Source organism: Pseudomonas sp. SBB6 (assembly GCF_024213215.1).
Lineage (GTDB): Bacteria > Pseudomonadota > Gammaproteobacteria > Pseudomonadales > Pseudomonadaceae > Aquipseudomonas > Aquipseudomonas donghuensis.
Map to the genome: position 1 here is coordinate 256646 of NZ_JANAVH010000004.1, position 18082 is coordinate 274727.

General features: G+C 63.2%; 15 protein-coding genes. 14 read left to right on the forward strand and 1 reads right to left on the reverse strand.

Features of this window, described 5'->3' with window-relative positions; all coding sequences use genetic code 11:
• The first annotated feature begins 71 nt into the window (after positions 1 to 71).
• Both NLX68_RS10005 and NLX68_RS10010 read left to right on the forward strand, forming a co-directional pair.
• Positions 72 to 326, forward strand: coding sequence for an outer membrane protein assembly factor BamE (locus NLX68_RS10005; RefSeq protein ID WP_254283862.1), 255 nt, complete (start codon positions 72 to 74; stop codon positions 324 to 326).
• Complete coding sequence (locus tag NLX68_RS10010; protein ID WP_254283863.1) at positions 323 to 898, forward strand: lipocalin family protein; 576 nt, start codon at positions 323 to 325, stop codon at positions 896 to 898. The genes NLX68_RS10005 and NLX68_RS10010 overlap by 4 nt, the downstream gene beginning before the upstream one ends.
• A gap of 65 nt (positions 899 to 963) precedes the next feature.
• Here NLX68_RS10010 and NLX68_RS10015 read toward each other — a convergent pair whose 3' ends face one another.
• Positions 964 to 2328 (reverse strand): formimidoylglutamate deiminase, encoded by a 1365-nt coding sequence (locus NLX68_RS10015; protein WP_254283864.1) that lies wholly within the window; start codon positions 2326 to 2328, stop codon positions 964 to 966.
• A gap of 143 nt (positions 2329 to 2471) precedes the next feature.
• Here NLX68_RS10015 and hutC point away from each other — a divergent pair, with 143 nt between their 5' ends.
• The 12 genes from hutC (at position 2472) to NLX68_RS10075 (ending at position 18021) form a co-directional block, all read left to right on the forward strand.
• Positions 2472 to 3182: a histidine utilization repressor gene (hutC, locus tag NLX68_RS10020; protein ID WP_174242316.1), complete on the forward strand. Its 711-nt coding sequence runs from the start codon at positions 2472 to 2474 to the stop codon at positions 3180 to 3182.
• Positions 3179 to 3751 carry a HutD family protein gene (locus NLX68_RS10025; protein WP_254283865.1) on the forward strand — a complete coding sequence of 191 codons (573 nt, stop codon included), beginning with the start codon at positions 3179 to 3181 and terminating at the stop codon, positions 3749 to 3751. Before hutC ends, NLX68_RS10025 begins: the two co-directional genes overlap by 4 nt.
• Before the next feature lie 296 nt (positions 3752 to 4047).
• On the forward strand, positions 4048 to 5727 hold the full coding sequence (gene hutU / locus NLX68_RS10030) for a urocanate hydratase (protein ID WP_010222315.1): 1680 nt from the start codon (positions 4048 to 4050) through the stop codon (positions 5725 to 5727).
• A gap of 67 nt (positions 5728 to 5794) precedes the next feature.
• Positions 5795 to 7327: a histidine ammonia-lyase gene (hutH, locus tag NLX68_RS10035; RefSeq protein ID WP_010222316.1), complete on the forward strand. Its 1533-nt coding sequence runs from the start codon at positions 5795 to 5797 to the stop codon at positions 7325 to 7327.
• Between the two features lie 91 nt (positions 7328 to 7418).
• The gene (locus tag NLX68_RS10040) at positions 7419 to 8825 is read left to right on the forward strand and encodes an amino acid permease (protein WP_254283866.1); all 1407 of its coding nucleotides are present in this window, start codon (positions 7419 to 7421) and stop codon (positions 8823 to 8825) included.
• Between the two features lie 15 nt (positions 8826 to 8840).
• Positions 8841 to 10046, forward strand: a complete 1206-nt coding sequence (gene hutI, locus NLX68_RS10045; RefSeq protein WP_254283867.1) for an imidazolonepropionase — start codon at positions 8841 to 8843, stop codon at positions 10044 to 10046.
• Positions 10047 to 10056: 10 nt separating this feature from the next.
• Positions 10057 to 10860, forward strand: coding sequence for an N-formylglutamate deformylase (gene hutG, locus NLX68_RS10050; RefSeq protein WP_254283868.1), 804 nt, complete (start codon positions 10057 to 10059; stop codon positions 10858 to 10860).
• A gap of 160 nt (positions 10861 to 11020) precedes the next feature.
• Entirely contained in the window at positions 11021 to 11992 is a 972-nt protein-coding gene (pip, locus tag NLX68_RS10055; protein ID WP_010222320.1) for a prolyl aminopeptidase, read from the forward strand.
• Positions 11989 to 12426 carry a D-aminoacyl-tRNA deacylase gene (gene dtd / locus NLX68_RS10060; RefSeq protein WP_159388014.1) on the forward strand — a complete coding sequence of 146 codons (438 nt, stop codon included), beginning with the start codon at positions 11989 to 11991 and terminating at the stop codon, positions 12424 to 12426. Before pip ends, dtd begins: the two co-directional genes overlap by 4 nt.
• Positions 12427 to 12687: 261 nt before the next feature.
• Entirely contained in the window at positions 12688 to 14403 is a 1716-nt protein-coding gene (locus NLX68_RS10065) for a glucan biosynthesis protein G (protein WP_254283869.1), read from the forward strand.
• Entirely contained in the window at positions 14396 to 16969 is a 2574-nt protein-coding gene (gene mdoH, locus NLX68_RS10070; RefSeq protein WP_254283870.1) for a glucans biosynthesis glucosyltransferase MdoH, read from the forward strand. The genes NLX68_RS10065 and mdoH overlap by 8 nt, the downstream gene beginning before the upstream one ends.
• A gap of 251 nt (positions 16970 to 17220) precedes the next feature.
• Positions 17221 to 18021: a transporter substrate-binding domain-containing protein gene (locus NLX68_RS10075; protein ID WP_162195926.1), complete on the forward strand. Its 801-nt coding sequence runs from the start codon at positions 17221 to 17223 to the stop codon at positions 18019 to 18021.
• Positions 18022 to 18082 lie beyond the last annotated feature (61 nt).

Below are 18082 nucleotides of genomic sequence, written 5' to 3' on the forward strand. Positions count from 1 at the left end.
ATGGGCTTTTTCCCTTCTAAGCTGTCGGTAGGCCATCGCGCCTGCACCCTCATGTCCAGGAGTGACCCTTCATGTCGTTGCGTTCCCTCGCCCTGCTGTCCTTGTGCGTGTTCCTCACTGCGTGCAACAAGATCAACCAGGAAAACTACTCACAGCTCAAGTCCGGCATGGCCAAGGTCGAGGTCGAAAAACTGCTCGGTGCGCCGACCGATTGCTCCGGTGCCTTGGGCATGTCCAGCTGCACCTGGGGCGACGAGAAGACCTTTATCAGCGTCCAGTACGCCGGTGACAAGGTGCTGATGTATTCCGGGCAGGGCCTCAAATGAAGCCGCTGCACCTGCTGTTGGCGCTGTGCGCCGGGTTGATCCTCGGCGGCTGTGCCAGTTCCGGTGCAGGCTCGCTTGAGCCGAAGACCGCCAACAGCGTCGACCTCAAGCGCTACCAGGGCAAGTGGTATGAACTGGCGCGTTTGCCGATGTATTTTCAGCGTGACTGTGCCCAGTCCGAGGCCCATTACAACCTCAAGCCGGACGGCAGCGTTGGTGTGCTCAACCGCTGCCGCACCCTTGAAGGCGAATGGCAGGAGGCCAGTGGCACGGCCAACGTGCAGGTGCCGGGCAAGACCGACAAGCTTTGGGTGGTGTTCGACAACTGGTTCTCGAAGTTGCTGCCGGGCGTTGCCAAGGGTGACTACTGGATCCTCTACGTCGACGACAAATACCACACCGCGCTGGTCGGCAATCCGGACCGCAAGTACCTGTGGATACTCTCGCGTACCCCGACCATCCCGGCCTTGCAGCGCGAAAGCTTGCTGGCCAAGGCGCGCCAGCAGGGCTATGACACCCAGCGGCTGATCTGGCGGGTGGCAGACAAGGAGATGGCTGCGCGCAAGCCTTGAGGGCCTCATCGCGGGTCAAGCCCGCTCCCACAGTGTAGGAGCGGGCTTGCCCCGCAATGGCGTAATCAGCCCAACAGGCTGCGCAGCACCCCGGCAAATGCCCGCGCGCTGTCTTCTTCCTGGGCATGGCGCCCCTGGCGCACTACCCACTGGCCGTTGACCATCACATCGCGCACCTGACGGTCGCCGCCAGCAAACAGCCAACGGTTGAGAATGCCGTCTGCACTGGCCGTCGCCAGGTACGGGTCGTTGCCATCGAGCACCAGCCAGTCTGCGCGCTTGCCCACCGCCAGTTCGCCAATCGGCTGCCCCAAGGCTTGGGCGCCACCGCTCAGGGCGGCATCGAACAAGGTGCGCCCGACCATCGGCTGGTCGCCGCGGTACAGGCGATTGCGGCGCTGGTCGCGCAGGCGCTGGCCATATTCCAGCCAGCGCAGCTCCTCGACCACGCTCAGCGACACATGGCTGTCCGAGCCGATCCCCAGGCGCCCGCCGCGGGCCAGGTAGTCCACCGCCGGGAAGATCCCGTCGCCCAGGTTCGCTTCGGTGGTCAGGCACAGGCCAGCGACCGCGCCGCTGCGGGCCATCAGTTCGACTTCGTCGGGTTCGGCATGGGTGGCATGGACCAGGCACCAGCGCTGATCGACTTCGGTGTTCTCATAGAGCCACTGCAATGGCCGGCGACCGCTCCAGGCCAGGCAGTCGTCGACTTCCTTCTGCTGCTCGGCGATATGGATGTGCACCGGGCAGGCCTTGTCGCTGGCGGCCAGGACCTGGGCAATTTGTTCCGGTGTCACCGCACGCAGGGAATGGAAGCACAGGCCCAGGGCCTGCGCGGGCTGCTCGGCCAGCAGCGGCGCCAGGCGCACCTGCAGATTCAGATACTGTTCGGTGCTGTTGATAAAACGCCGCTGGCCTTCGTTCGGGGCTTGCCCGCCAAAGCCGGAGTGGCTGTACAGCACCGGCAGCAGGGTCAGGCCGATGCCGCTGGCGCGCGCCGCCGCGCTGATGCGCAGGGACAGCTCCGCCGGGTCGGCGTAAGCCTGGCCCTGGGTGTCGTGGTGAACGTAGTGGAATTCGGCAACCGAGGTGTAGCCGGCCTTGAGCATCTCGATGTACAGCTGGCGGGCGATGACCTGCAGCTGTTCAGGGCTGATCTTGCCGACCAGGCGATACATCAATTCGCGCCAGGTCCAGAAGCTGTCGTTAGGGTTGCCGGCCACTTCCGCGAGCCCGGCCATGGCGCGCTGGAAGGCGTGCGAGTGCAGGTTGGGCATGCCCGGCAACAGCGGACCGGCCAGGCGTTCGGCGTTTTCGGCCGAGGCGTTGGCCTGGAGGCTGGTCAGCAGGCCATCAGCGCCGACCTCGATTCGGACGTTTTCGGCCCAGCCCGTAGGCAGCAAAGCACGTTCGGCAAAGAAGACGGACATCGGCACGGCACCTCATTGTGATTATTTGTATATACATATACAGACGTTTGCCTGCTGGGTAAACTCCGGCAAGCTACCGTTCATTCAATCGAACAAGGATATTTTCCGTGCCGACACCTCCTGTCTCCGCGCTGGTTGCCCAGATGGGCGAGGGTCCGGCGCCGCTGTACGCCCGGGTCAAACAAATGATCGCCCAGCAGATCCAGAATGGCAGCTGGCCGCCGCATCACCGGGTGCCGTCTGAAAGCGAGCTGGTCAACCAGCTGGGCTTCAGCCGCATGACCATCAACCGCGCCCTGCGCGAGCTGACCGCTGAAGGCCTGCTGGTGCGCATGCAGGGCGTCGGCACCTTTGTCGCCGAACCCAAGAGCCGCTCGGCGCTGTTCGAGGTCAACAACATTGCCGACGAGATTGCTGCCCGCGGGCACCAGCACACGTGCCAGGTGATTGTCCTGGCCGAAGAGGCTGCCGGTTCCGAGCGCGCCCTGGCTCTGGACATGCGTGAAGGCCAGCGGGTGTTCCACTCGCTGATCGTGCATTACGAGAACGGCGTTGCCGTGCAGATCGAAGACCGCTTCGTCAACGCCGCGGTGGCACCCGATTACCTCAAGCAGGATTTCACCCGGCAGACGCCCTACGCCTATCTGTCCCAGGTCGCGCCGCTGACCGAAGGCGAGCACGTGGTCGAAGCGATCCTCGCCGAGCCGGAAGAATGCCGCCTGCTGCAAATCGAACAAGGCGAGCCGTGCCTGCTGATCCGCCGCCGTACCTGGTCGGGGCGCCAGCCAGTGACTGCCGCTCGTCTGATTCATCCCGGATCCCGTCATCGTCTGGAAGGACGCTTCAGCAAATGAGCCAGTTGCAGATTTTACGCGCCAAAGACTACCCCCGCATGCCATGGAAGAACGGCGGTGGCAGCACCGAAGAAATCACCCGCGATGCCGGCGTTGGCCTGGAGGGTTTCGGCTGGCGCCTATCGATTGCCGATATCGCCGAGTCCGGTGGCTTTTCCAGCTTTGCCGGTTATCAGCGGATTATCACCGTGCTTGAGGGTGAGGGCATGCGCCTGCAGGTTGATGGTCAGCCGACGCGCCCGCTGTTGCCGTTCGATGCCTTTGCCTTCAGGGGCGAGAGCCAGGTCAGTTGCAGCCTGCTCGGCGGTTCGATTCGCGATTTCAACCTGATCTATTCCCCCGAGCGTTATCGCGCGCGCCTGCAGTGGCTCGATGGCAGCCAGCGGGTGTTCAGTTCGGCTACGACCTTGCTGCTGTTTGCGGCAGCCTCGCAGGTCGAGGTGGCGTTGGACGGGCAGGGTGAGCATGTGCTCGGACGTTATGACTGCTTGCGCCTTGACGGTACCCACAGCCTGCAGACCTTGAACATCCAGGGTCGTTGCTGCCTGATCGAGCTGAGCCCTCGCTGAAATTGTTACGCCTCGGCTGAGCGTTTCGGCCGGGGCTGTTACCGATTGACCCAAAGTGGTGCAACGCCACGGCTCTACTGTGCTCGACCACTCATCGGCTCAACATTTTTTATCCCGCCACAGCCCGCGTGCTGCGGGGCTCTAACGCCTGCATTAGCGCCGCGAAAGCATCCAGGACAGGAGTTGGCATTTCAATTGCCTATGCTTGTACATACAAGTAAAGATGTGTTTGTATAAGTGCCATGACCCACCCAATGCCTGGGTTGCTCTGGACCGATCGCTGAGGAGCCATTTCCGTGACTGACAACAACTTCAAGAAATACCGTGACGTCGAAATCCGCGCAGCGCGCGGCAACAAGCTGACCGCCAAAAGCTGGCTGACCGAAGCGCCGTTGCGCATGCTGATGAACAACCTCGACCCGGAAGTGGCCGAGAACCCGAAAGAGCTGGTGGTGTACGGTGGTATCGGCCGTGCCGCGCGTAACTGGGAGTGCTACGACAAGATCGTCGAGAGCCTGACCAACCTGAACGACGACGAGACCCTGCTGGTGCAATCCGGCAAGCCGGTCGGCGTGTTCAAGACCCACAGCAACGCCCCGCGCGTACTGATCGCCAACTCCAACCTGGTACCACACTGGGCCAACTGGGAACACTTCAACGAACTGGATGCCAAGGGCCTGGCCATGTACGGCCAGATGACCGCCGGCAGCTGGATCTACATCGGCAGCCAGGGCATCGTCCAGGGCACCTACGAAACCTTCGTCGAAGCCGGTCGCCAGCACTACAACGGCAGCCTCAAGGGCAAGTGGGTCCTGACCGCAGGCCTGGGTGGCATGGGCGGCGCCCAGCCTTTGGCCGCGACCCTGGCCGGTGCCTGCTCGCTGAACATCGAATGCCAGCAAAGCCGCATCGACTTCCGCCTGAGCAGCCGTTATGTCGACGAGCAAGCCAAGGATCTGGACGACGCCCTGGCGCGCATCGCCAAGTACACCGCCGAAGGCAAGGCCATTTCCATCGCCCTGCTGGGCAACGCCGCCGAAATCCTGCCTGAGCTGATCAAGCGTGGCGTGCGCCCGGACATGGTCACTGACCAGACCAGCGCCCACGACCCGCTCAACGGTTACCTGCCGGCCGGCTGGACCTGGGAGCAGTACCGCGAGCGTGCGCAGACCGAACCGGCAGCCGTGGTCAAGGCCGCCAAGCAATCGATGGCCGTACACGTCAAAGCCATGCTCGAGTTCCAGAAGCAGGGCGTGCCGACCTTCGACTACGGCAACAACATCCGCCAGATGGCCAAGGAAGAGGGCGTGACCAATGCCTTCGACTTCCCGGGCTTCGTACCGGCCTACATCCGCCCGCTGTTCTGCCGTGGTATCGGTCCGTTCCGCTGGGCAGCGCTGTCGGGCAACGCCGAAGACATCTACAAGACCGACGCCAAGGTCAAGGAACTGATCCCGGACGACGCCCACCTGCACAACTGGCTGGACATGGCCCGCGAGCGCATCAGCTTCCAGGGCCTGCCAGCACGTATCTGCTGGGTCGGCCTGGGCCAGCGCGCCAAACTGGGCCTGGCGTTCAACGAAATGGTCCGCCGCGGTGAGCTGTCGGCACCGATCGTCATCGGCCGTGACCACCTGGACTCCGGCTCGGTATCCAGCCCGAACCGTGAAACCGAATCGATGCAGGATGGCTCCGATGCCGTCTCCGACTGGCCACTGCTCAACGCCCTGCTCAACACTGCCAGCGGCGCGACCTGGGTCTCCCTGCACCACGGTGGTGGCGTGGGCATGGGCTTCTCCCAGCACTCGGGCATGGTCATCGTCTGCGACGGTACCGACGAGGCTGCCGAGCGGATCGCCCGCGTACTGACCAACGACCCGGGTACCGGTGTCATGCGTCACGCCGATGCCGGTTATCAGATCGCCATCGACTGCGCCAAAGAACAAGGCTTGAACCTGCCGATGATCACAGGCTGATCTGCGGTAAATGGTTGATACTGATATCTATGCAGGCGCATTCGCCTCACGAGTACGGAGCATTAACGTGACTGAATTGACCCTCAAGCCCGGCACCCTGACCCTGGCTCAACTGCGTGCGATCTACCAGCAGCCGGTAAAACTCACGCTGGACTCCAGCGCTGACCAGCAGATCGACGCCAGCGTCGCCTGTGTCGAGCAAATTCTCGCGGAAAACCGCACCGCCTACGGCATTAACACTGGGTTCGGCCTGTTGGCCTCGACCCGTATCGCCAGCCACGACCTGGAAAACCTCCAGCGTTCGCTGGTGCTGTCCCACGCCGCAGGCGTTGGCCAGCCGATTGACGATGCTCTGGTGCGGCTGATCATGGTGCTCAAGGTCAACAGCCTGAGCCGTGGTTTCTCCGGCATCCGCCGCAAGGTGATCGACGCCCTGATCGCGCTGATCAACGCCGAAGTCTATCCGCACATCCCGCTCAAGGGTTCGGTCGGCGCTTCCGGCGACCTCGCTCCGCTGGCGCACATGTCGCTGGTACTGCTGGGTGAAGGCAAGGCGCGCCACAACGGCCAATGGCTGTCGGCCACCGAGGCCCTGGCGGTTGCCGGCCTTGAGCCGCTGACCCTGGCGGCCAAAGAAGGCCTGGCGCTGCTCAACGGCACTCAGGCGTCCACCGCCTTTGCCCTGCGCGGCCTGTTCGAAGGCGAAGACCTGTTCGCCGCCGCCATGTCGGTCGGTGGCCTGACCGTCGAAGCGGTGCTGGGTTCGCGTTCGCCGTTCGATGCGCGTATTCACGAAGCCCGTGGCCAGCGCGGCCAGATCGACGCCGCCGCCTGCTACCGCGACCTGCTGGGTGACGGCAGCGAAGTCTCCGCCTCCCACGAGAACTGTGGCAAGGTCCAGGACCCGTACTCGTTGCGTTGCCAGCCACAGGTCATGGGCGCCTGCCTGACCCAGTTCCGCCAGGCCGCCGAAGTGCTGGTGATCGAAGCCAACGCCGTGTCCGACAACCCGCTGGTGTTCGCCGCCGAAGGTGATGTGATCTCCGGTGGTAACTTCCACGCCGAGCCTGTGGCCATGGCCGCCGACAACATGGCCCTGGCCATCGCCGAGATCGGTTCGCTGAGCGAGCGCCGCATCTCGCTGATGATGGACAAGCACATGTCCCAGCTGCCGCCGTTCCTGGTGGCCAATGGCGGGGTCAACTCCGGCTTCATGATCGCCCAGGTCACCGCAGCTGCGCTGGCCAGCGAGAACAAGGCCCTGGCCCATCCGCACAGTGTCGACAGCCTGCCGACGTCGGCCAACCAGGAAGACCACGTGTCGATGGCCCCGGCTGCCGGCAAGCGTCTGTGGGAAATGAGCGACAACGTGCGCGGCATCCTCGCCGTTGAATGGCTGGCCGCCTGTCAGGGCCTGGACCTGCGCGAAGGCCTGAAGACTTCGCCAAAGCTGGAGCAGGCGCGTCAAACCCTGCGCAGCAAGGTCGCCTTCTACGAGAAAGACCGCTTCTTCGCCCCGGACATCGAGGCGGCCATCGCCCTGCTGGCCGCAGGGCGCCTGACCGGCCTGCTGCCGGCCAAGGTCCTGCCTAGCCTGTGACCCCTCGGGCTGGCCTGCCTGGCCAGCCGCCTGCCGCACGGACCCTCGGGTCCGTGCCGCTTTTCGCCTACAACAAGAACAGGACGCGAAAATGCAATCTCAAGCTCAAGGACTCAAGCGCGGGCTAACCGCGCGACACATTCGTTTCATGGCGCTGGGGTCAGCGATTGGCACCGGGTTATTCTACGGTTCGGCCTCGGCCATCCAGATGGCCGGGCCTGCGGTGCTTCTGGCTTATCTGATCGGTGGCGCGGCAGTGTTCATGGTCATGCGCGCGTTGGGCGAAATGGCCGTGCACAACCCGGTATCCGGCTCGTTCGGCCACTACGCCAGCACGTATCTGGGGCCGATGTCGGGGTTCATCCTCGGCTGGACCTATGCCTTTGAAATGATCATCGTTTGCCTGGCCGACGTCACCGCCTTCGGCATCTATATGGGGTTCTGGTTCCCGGAAGTGGCGCGCTGGATCTGGGTGCTGGGTATCGTCTTTCTGATCGGCGGCCTGAACCTGTGCAACGTCAAGGTATTCGGCGAGATGGAATTCTGGCTGTCGCTGCTCAAGGTCGGTGCCATCGTCGCGATGATCCTGGCCGGCTTCGGCATCATGGCCTTCGGCCTGAGCAATGCCAGCGCCGATAACGCCGTGGGTATCAGCAACCTGTTCGAGCATGGCGGCTTCATGCCCAACGGCATTGGCGGCCTGATCGCCTCGTTTGCCGTGGTGATGTTTGCCTTCGGCGGTATCGAGATCATCGGTATCACCGCCGGTGAAGCCAAGGACCCGCAGCGTGTCCTCCCCAAGGCAATCAACGCCGTGCCGATGCGCATCCTGCTGTTCTATGTGCTGACCCTGTTCGTGCTGATGTGCCTGTACCCATGGCCGCAGATTGGCAGCCAGGGCAGCCCGTTCGTGCAGATCTTCAGCAATCTTGGGATCGGTTCGGCGGCGACCGTGCTCAACATCGTGGTGATTTCCGCCGCCGTCTCGGCGATCAACAGCGACATCTTCGGCGCCGGGCGCATGATGTACGGCCTGGCCCAGCAAGGGCAGGCGCCTAAGGGCTTTGCCAAGATCTCCCGTCACGGTGTGCCGTGGATGACCGTACTGGTCATGGGCGCGGCGTTGCTCGGCGGTGTGGTGCTCAACTACCTGATCCCGGAAAACGTGTTCCTGCTGATCGCCTCGATTGCGACCTTTGCGACCGTGTGGGTCTGGCTGATGATCCTGGTGACCCAGGTTGCCATGCGCCGCAGCATGAGCCGCGAAGAAGTCGCCCAGCTGAAATTCCCGGTACCGTTCTGGCCTTATGGCCCGGCGGCGGCGATTGCTTTCATGCTGTTCGTTTTCGGCGTACTCGGCTACTTCCCGGATACGCAGGCAGCGTTGTTGGTGGGCGTGGTCTGGGTGCTGTTCCTGGTGGTGGCGTACAAACTCTGGTGCAAGCCACAGGTGGTTGCCGCCGAGCAGCCGCTGGTGCAGGAACCTTCTCAACTCTGATCAAGGAGACTCTGGATGAAAACCGTCTGGCAGCACTGCCATGTGGCAAGCATGGCGCAAGGTGTTTACTCGATCATCGAGGATGCGGCGATGGTCACCAGCGCCGGTCATATCGAGTGGATCGGCCCGCGCCAGCAACTGCCGGCCCTGGTCGCTGACAGAACCGTGGACCTGGGCGGCGCCTGGGTCACACCGGGTTTGATCGACTGCCACACCCACACGGTGTTTGGCGGCAACCGCAGCGGTGAGTTCGAGCAGCGCCTGCAAGGCGTCAGCTATGCCGAGATCGCCGCCCAGGGCGGCGGTATCGCCAGCACTGTGCGGGCAACCCGCGCGGCCAGCGAGGACGAACTGTTCGCCAGCGCCCGTCAGCGCGTGCAGGCGCTGATGCGCGATGGCGTCACCACCCTGGAGATCAAGTCCGGCTACGGCCTGGACCTGGCCAGCGAGCGCAAGCTGCTCAAGGTCATTCGCCGCCTGGGCGAGGAGCTGCCACTGACTGTGCGCAGCACTTGCCTGGCTGCCCATGCCTTGCCGCCGGAATACAAGGATCGCGCAGACGACTACATCAGCCACATCTGTGACCAAATGCTCCCGGCCCTGGCCGCCGAGGGCCTGGTCGACGCGGTGGATGCTTTCTGCGAGTACCTGGCGTTCTCTCCGGCCCAGGTCGAGCGGGTGTTTATCAAGGCCCGGGAGCTGGGCCTGCCAGTCAAGCTGCATGCCGAGCAACTGTCGTCCCTGGCCGGTTCCAGCCTGGCGGCGCGCTACCAGGCGTTGTCAGCCGATCACCTGGAGTTCATGACTGAAGACGACGCCATCGCCATGGCGGCGGCCGGTACCGTGGCGGTGCTGCTGCCCGGTGCCTTCTACTTCCTGCGTGAAACCCAGTTGCCGCCAATGGATGCCCTGCGCAAGCATGGGGTGAAGATCGCCATTGCCAGCGACCTCAACCCTGGCACCTCGCCGGCGCTGTCGCTGCGCCTGATGCTGAACATGGCCTGTACCCTGTTCCGCATGACCCCGGAAGAAGCCTTGGCCGGTGTCACCCTGCACGCGGCCACAGCCTTGGGCCTGGGCGATAGCCATGGTTCGCTGGAGGTCGGCAAGGTGGCCGACTTCGTCGCCTGGCAGATCGAACGACCGGCCGACCTGGCTTACTGGCTGGGCGGCGAGCTGCCCAAGCGGGTGGTGCGCCTGGGCCATGAAATTTTCAATTGAGAGAGGCCGTATGGACAAGGTACTGAGTTTTCACCAGGGCACGTTGCCGCTGCTGATCAGCATGCCCCACGCCGGTTTGCGCCTGACGCCTGCGGTGCAGCAGGGCCTGGTCGAGCCTGCGCAAAGCCTGCCGGATACCGACTGGTATATTCCGCAGTTGTACGACTTTGCCCGTGGGTTGGGTGCCAGCGTGGTCGCGGCCGAGTATTCGCGTTTCGTCATCGACCTGAACCGCCCGGACGACGACAAGCCGCTGTATGTCGGTGCCACTACCGGCCTTTACCCGGCGACCCTGTTCGAGGGCGAGCCGTTGTTCAAGGACGGCCAGGCGCCGTCGGCGCAGGAACGCGCGGGGTACCTGGAAGCGATCTGGCGGCCGTACCACGACACTATCCGCAATGAGCTGGCGCGCCTGCGCGAGCAGTTTGGCTATGCCTTGCTGTGGGATGCCCACTCGATCCGCTCGCACATCCCGCACCTGTTCGAGGGCAAGCTACCGGACTTCAACCTCGGCACCTTCAATGGCGCCAGTTGCGACTCGCAGCTGGCTGAGCGGCTGCAGGGCGTTTGCGCAAAATTTGCGCAGTACAGCCATGTGCTCAATGGTCGCTTCAAGGGTGGGCATATCACCCGTCACTACGGTGACCCGGCCAACGACATTCATGCGGTGCAGTTGGAGCTGGCGCAAAGCACCTATATGGAAGAGGTCGAGCCGTTCAAGTACCGCGAGGATCTGGCCGCGCCAACGCAGGTGGTGTTGAAGCAATTGCTCGAGACGGTGCTGGCGTGGGGCAAGGAGCGTTACTCGCGCTGATTGCGCGGCGCCTGCATCGCGGGGCAAGCCCGCTCCCACCAGACCGGTAGGAGCGGGCTTGCCCCGCGATGAGGCCCCAAAGCCATCACAGGTACATGCTCAAAGCGCAATTCAGGTTTATGATGCCCAACGGCAGAATAATTCCCACACGGAGTGCGTAATGCAGACCTTGTACCCGCAGATCAAACCCTACGCCCGGCACGATCTGGCCGTGGAAGCACCGCATGTGCTGTATGTCGATGAGAGCGGTTCGCCGGAAGGTCTGCCGGTGGTGTTCATCCATGGCGGCCCGGGTGCCGGCTGCGATGCCCAGAGCCGCTGCTACTTCAATCCCAATCAGTACCGCATCATCACCTTCGACCAGCGCGGCTGCGGTCGTTCGACCCCGCATGCCAGCCTGGAAAACAACACCACCTGGCACCTGGTCGAAGACCTGGAGCGCATTCGCAAGCACCTGGGGATCGAGAAGTGGGTGCTGTTCGGCGGCTCCTGGGGCTCTACCCTGGCCCTGGCCTACGCCCAGACCCACCCCGAGCGGGTGCATGGCCTGATTCTGCGCGGCATCTTCCTGTGCCGTGCGCAAGAGATCGAATGGTTCTATCAGGCCGGTGCCAGCCGCCTGTTCCCCGATTACTGGCAGGACTACATCGCACCGATTCCGGCCGAAGAACGCGACGACCTGGTCAAGGCCTTCCACAAGCGCCTGACCGGCAACGACCAGATTGCCCAGATGCATGCGGCCAAGGCCTGGTCGACCTGGGAAGGACGTACCGCGACCCTGCGGCCCAACCCGCTGGTGGTCGACCGTTTCTCCGAGCCGCAGCGCGCACTGTCGATTGCCCGCATCGAATGCCACTACTTCACCAACAATGCATTCCTTGAGCCGGACCAGTTGATCCGCGACATGCCCAAGATCGCTCACCTGCCGGCGGTGATCGTGCATGGCCGCTACGACGTGATCTGCCCGCTGGATAATGCCTGGGAACTGCACCAGGCCTGGCCGAACAGTGAGCTGAAGGTGATTCGCGACGCCGGTCACGCCGCCTCTGAGCCGGGCATTACCGATGCCCTGGTGCGTGCCGCCGACCAAATGGCCCGGCGCCTGCTCGACCTGCCCCTGGAAGAAGCATGAAGGGTTTGCTGCAACGCGTGCGTGGCGCGCGGGTGGATGTCGAGGGTAAAACCGTCGGGGCCATCGACCAGGGCCTGCTGGTGCTGGTCGCGGTCGAGCCCGGCGATACCCGCGCACATGCCGACAAGCTGCTGCACAAGCTGCTCAACTACCGGGTGTTCAGCGATCCCCAGGGCAAGATGAACCTGTCGCTCAAGGATATTGGCGGCGGCCTGCTGCTGGTGTCGCAGTTCACCCTGGCCGCCGATACCCAGAACGGCCTGCGCCCGAGTTTTTCCACCGCCGCAGCGCCGGCCCTCGGTGCCGAACTTTTCGACTATTTGCTGGCTCAGGCGCAGACGCAACATGCGACGGTCGCCAGTGGTCAGTTCGGGGCTGACATGCAGGTGCACCTGGTCAATGATGGCCCCGTAACATTTATGTTACAAATCTGAGGGCAAAAAACCCCTGTTTGCGGGAAAACAAGGGTTTTTGTAGCATAAATAGTTTGTTCAGCCTGATGCGTTGTAACGCGGCCTGCTGGATAATCGCGCGCTATGTGGGCCTGCGTTCGTGGGTTCGTTTCACTCTGACTTGAGACTGTCCGGAACCGTTTGGGGAATCATTGTGCCCTTTCGGAGTCCGAACAGTGCTCGCCAACCTGGCATATGTCGCTGGCCGTTGGTTTTATGATCTGTTTTCGGCGAGGGTTGCTCGTGATTGTAAGTCCCTGTAATGCACCAAGAACTCCCGGCATTCGGCTGCGCAAGGCCCTGTTGGCAGGCGCAACGCTGGTAAGCCTGCTCGGCGCAGGCCAGCTCTGGGCGTTCAACCTTGACGATGTCGCGGCCAAGGCGAAGGATCTTGCCGGGCAGAAGTACGAGGCGCCAAAAAGCAATCTGCCGGCGGTGTTCCGCGAAATGAAGTACGCGGACTACCAGAAGATCCGCTTCCTCAACGAAAAGGCCGAGTGGGCCAAGGACAAGACGCCGTTCAAGCTGTCCTTCTACCACCAGGGCATGCATTTCGACACGCCGGTCAAGATCAACGAAATCACCCCCAAGGCGGTGAAAGAGATCAAGTACGACCCGAGCCGTTTCGATTTCGGTGACCTGCAGTTCGACGCCAAGGCCACCGAAAAGCTGGGTTACGCCGGTTTCCGCGTGCTGTACCCGATCAACAAGGCCGACAAGCAGGATGAAATCATGACCCTGCTGGGCGCCAGCTATTTCCGCGTGGTCGGCAAGGGCCATGTGTATGGCCTGTCCGCCCGTGGCCTGGCCATCGACACTGCGTTGCCGTCTGGCGAAGAATTCCCGCGGTTCACCGAGTTCTGGGTCGAGCGTCCAAAGCCGACCGACAAGCAGCTGGTGATCTATGCGCTGCTCGATTCGCCGCGCTCCACCGGCGCCTACCGCCTGACCCTGCGTCCGGGCAGCGACACTATTGTCGACGTGCAGTCCAAGGTGTTCCTGCGTGACCGCGTCAGCCGCCTGGGTGTCGCCCCGCTGACCAGCATGTTCCTGTTCGGTGGCAACCAGCCATCCAAGGTGCTCAACTACCGTCCGGCCCTGCACGACTCCGAAGGCCTGTCGATCCATGCCGGTAACGGCGAGTGGCTGTGGCGCCCGCTGAACAACCCGAAACACCTGGCCGTGAGCAACTTCAGCGTCGAGAACCCGCGTGGTTTCGGCCTGTTGCAACGCCAGCGTGACTTCAGCCAGTTCGAAGACCTCGACGACAACTACCAGAAGCGTCCAAGCGCCTGGATCGAGCCGGTGGGTGACTGGGGCAAGGGTACCGTCGATCTGGTCGAGATCCCGACCGCCGATGAAACCAACGACAATATCGTGGCCTTCTGGAGCCCGGAGAAACTGCCGGAGCCGGGCACCCCGTTCGAATACGCCTACCGCCTGCACTGGACCATCGACGAGTCCAACCTGCACTCGCCGAACCTGGGCTGGGTCAAGCAGACCCTGCGCTCGACCGGTGACGTCAAGCAGTCCAACCTGATCCGTCAGACTGACGGCAGCGTGGCCTTCCTGGTCGACTTCGAAGGCCCGGTACTGAGCAAGCTGCCGGAAGACACCGCAGTGCGTAGCCAGATCAGCGTCGGCGACAATGCCGAAGTGGTCGAGAACAACCTGCGTTACAACCCGCAAATCAAAGGCTGGCGCCTGACCCTGCGGTTGAAGGTCAAGGACCCGAGCAAGTCCGTGGAAATGCGCGCCGCGCTGCTGCGTGATGTTCCGGTCGAACCGGCCAAGCCTGCCAAACCAAGCAAGCAGGACAAAGCTGCGGCCAAACAGGCCAAGGCCGACAAGCCTGCCGAGCAACCTGCCGCCGATGCGGCGTCCACCACCGGGGCACCGGCCACCACCGAACAGGTGCTGACCGAGACCTGGAGCTATCAGTTGCCTGCCGATGAGTAATACCCATACCCGGCCAGAATCGCTCAGCGAGTATCTGGCCCACCTGCCCCTGAGCGACGAGCAACGCGCGGAACTCGCCCGCTGCTCCTCGTTCAGCGAGTTGCATCAGCGCCTGTCTGCCCAGCCGGGCGTCGAAGCTGCCGAGGCCGTCCAGGCCTCGGTGGGCGAGCGCCTGCACGTGACCTGCGCCGAAGACCTGCAAGACGCCGAGATGCTTGCGGTGGACGGCAGCGGCCGAGTGTGCCTGAAGGCCACGCCGCCGATCCGTCGCACCCGGGTAATCCCCGAGCCGTGGCGCACCAACATCCTGATCCGCGCCTGGCGCCGCCTGACCGGCCGCACCAACGCGCCGGCGCCGGAAAAACGCGAGCTGCCCAAGGCCCGTTGGCGCTGGGTCGGCTCGATGCGCCGCTACATCCTGTTGGCGCTGATGCTCGGTCAGACCATCGTCGCCGGCTGGTACATGAAAGGCATCCTGCCGTACCAGGGCTGGTCGTTCGTCGACCTCGCCGAAGTCATGCACCAACCGCTGCTGCAAACTGCCACGCAAGTCTGGCCGTATGCGCTGCAGACCAGCATCCTGGTCCTTTTCGGTATCCTCTTCTGCTGGGTCTCGGCGGGTTTCTGGACCGCGCTGATGGGCTTTCTGGAGTTGCTTACCGGGCGTGACAAGTACCGGATCTCCGGCAGCAGTGCCGGCAATGAGCCGATCGAAGCCGGTGCTCGCACCGCGATCGTCATGCCGATCTGCAACGAAGACGTGCCGCGGGTATTCGCTGGCCTGCGGGCGACTTTCGAGTCGGTGGCCGCAACCGGTGACCTCGACCGTTTCGACTTCTTCGTGCTCAGCGACACCAACGACACCGACATCGCCGTGGCCGAGCAACAGGCCTGGCTGGAGGTCTGCCGCGAGTCCAAGGGCTTCGGGCGGATCTTCTACCGTCGCCGTCGCCGCCGGGTCAAACGCAAGAGCGGCAACCTCGACGACTTCTGCCGTCGCTGGGGTGGCGATTACCGCTACATGGTGGTGCTCGACGCCGACAGCGTGATGAGTGGCGAATGCCTGACCAGCCTGGTGCGCCTGATGGAGGCCAACCCGGACGCAGGGATCATCCAGACCGCGCCGAAAGCCTCGGGCATGGACACCCTGTATGCGCGCATGCAGCAGTTCGCCACCCGCGTCTACGGCCCACTGTTCACCGCCGGCCTGCACTTCTGGCAGCTTGGTGAGTCGCACTACTGGGGCCACAACGCGATCATCCGCATGAAGCCCTTCATCGAGCACTGCGCCCTGGCGCCGTTGCCGGGCAAGGGCGCGTTTGCCGGTGCGATCCTTTCTCACGACTTCGTTGAAGCGGCGCTGATGCGTCGGGCTGGCTGGGGCGTGTGGATTGCCTACGACCTGCCGGGCAGCTACGAAGAACTGCCGCCGAACCTGCTCGATGAACTCAAGCGCGACCGGCGCTGGTGCCACGGCAACCTGATGAACTTCCGCCTGTTCCTGGTAAAAGGCATGCACCCGGTGCACCGTGCGGTGTTCCTCACCGGGGTGATGTCGTACCTGTCGGCACCGTTGTGGTTCTTCTTCCTGGTATTGTCGACCGCGTTGCTGGCGACCAATACCCTGATGGAGCCGCAGTACTTCCTCGAACCACGCCAGCTCTACCCGCTGTGGCCGCAGTGGCACCCGGAGAAGGCCATCGCGCTGTTCTCCACCACTATCGTGCTGCTGTTCCTGCCCAAGCTGCTCAGTGTCATCCTGATCTGGGCCAAGGGTGCGAAAGAGTTTGGCGGGCGCTTCAAGGTCACCCTGTCGATGCTGCTGGAGATGCTCTTCTCCATGCTCCTGGCGCCAGTGCGGATGATCTTCCACACCCGCTTCGTGCTTGCCGCGTTCCTCGGCTGGGCCGCGACCTGGAACTCGCCGCAACGTGACGACGACTCCACCCCGTGGAGCGAAGCGGTACGCCGCCATGGCCCGCAAACCCTGCTGGGTGTGGCCTGGGCGCTGCTGGTGGCCTGGCTGAACCCGAGCTTTTTGTGGTGGCTGGTGCCGATCGTCGGTTCGCTGATGCTGTCGATCCCGGTCTCGGTGATCTCCAGCCGTGTGCACCTGGGCCTGCGCGCCAAGGACGAGAGCCTGTTCCTGATTCCCGAGGAATACGCCACGCCTCGCGAACTGCTCGCCACCGATCAGTACACCCACGAGAATCGCTGGCACGCCATGCACGACGGCTTCGTCCGTGCCGTGGTCGACCCGCAGCAGAACGCCCTGGCTTGCGCCCTGGCCACTGCCCGTCACGGCGCCGCGGCGCCGATCGAGGCGTTGCGTGCCGAGCGTATCGCCAAGGCCCTGGAAGTTGGCCCGAGCGGCCTGGATGGTAATACCCGCCTGGCCCTGCTCAGTGACCCGGTCGCCCTGGCACGTCTGCACACAGCCGTCTGGGATGAGCAGAACGAGGCCTGGCTGGGCGTCTGGCGTCAGTCGATCGCCAACGACCCGCACTCGCCGCTGCTGCCCCTGCATCCGGAGCCTGCCGTACAGCCTTCGCTGGCCAGTGCCTGATCGCCTGATCGGCTCAAGCAATCGCCGGCAACGCCGGCTCCCACAGGGTTGTATGCACAACTGACCTTGTGGGAGCCGGCGTTGCCGGCGATGTTTTTTCTGGGATCAATGGGTAACAAAGTCGTCTTCGGCTATATGTACCGTGCCGTTCATGCGTTAGCATCCCTCCCCGAATATCTTGCACCCGTCTGAATAGGACGGTTCGCGCCAACAATAAAATTCGAGCTTTCCTGCTAGGGGATCTGGTGATGATTAAGAAGTATCTGTCGATGCTGCTGGTCGGCGTCACGGCGCTGGTTGCGGTGAGTGCCGCACAGGCGGCCGGTGCCATCGATGACGCGGTCAAGCGCGGCACCCTGCGTGTCGGCATGGACCCTACCTACATGCCGTTCCAGATGACCAACAAGCGCGGTGAGATCATCGGCTTCGAGGTCGATATCCTCAAGGCCATGGCCAAGTCCATGGGCGTCAAGCTGGAGATGGTCTCCACCGCCTACGACGGCATCATCCCGGCGCTGATGACCGACAAGTTCGACATGATCGGCAGCGGCATGACCCTGACCCAGGAACGCAACCTCAAGCTGAACTTCAGCGAACCCTTCATCGTGGTCGGCCAGACCCTGCTGATCCGCAAGGAACTGGCTGACGAGATCAAGTCCTACAAAGACCTGAACAACGAGAAGTACCGCCTGACCTCCAAGCTTGGCACCACCGGTGAGATGGTCGCCAAGAAGCTGATCGGCAAAGCCAAGTACCACGGCTACGACAACGAGCAGGAAGCGGTGATGGACGTGGTCAACGGCAAGGCCGATGCCTTTGTCTACGATGCCCCATACAACGTCGTGGCGGTGAACAAGGCCGGCGCCGGCAAGCTGCTGTTCCTCGACAAGCCGTTCACCTTCGAACCGCTGGCCTTCGGCCTGAAGAAGGGCGATTACGACAGCCTGAACTTCATCAACAACTTCCTGCACCAGATCAAGCACGACGGTACCTACGATCGCATCCACGACAAGTGGTTCAAGGACACCGCCTGGCTCAAGGACATGGAATAAGGCCGAGGCACCACGCCTGGCTTGAAACCCGACGCGCAGGCTGGCCCTGCGCGTTCGCTTT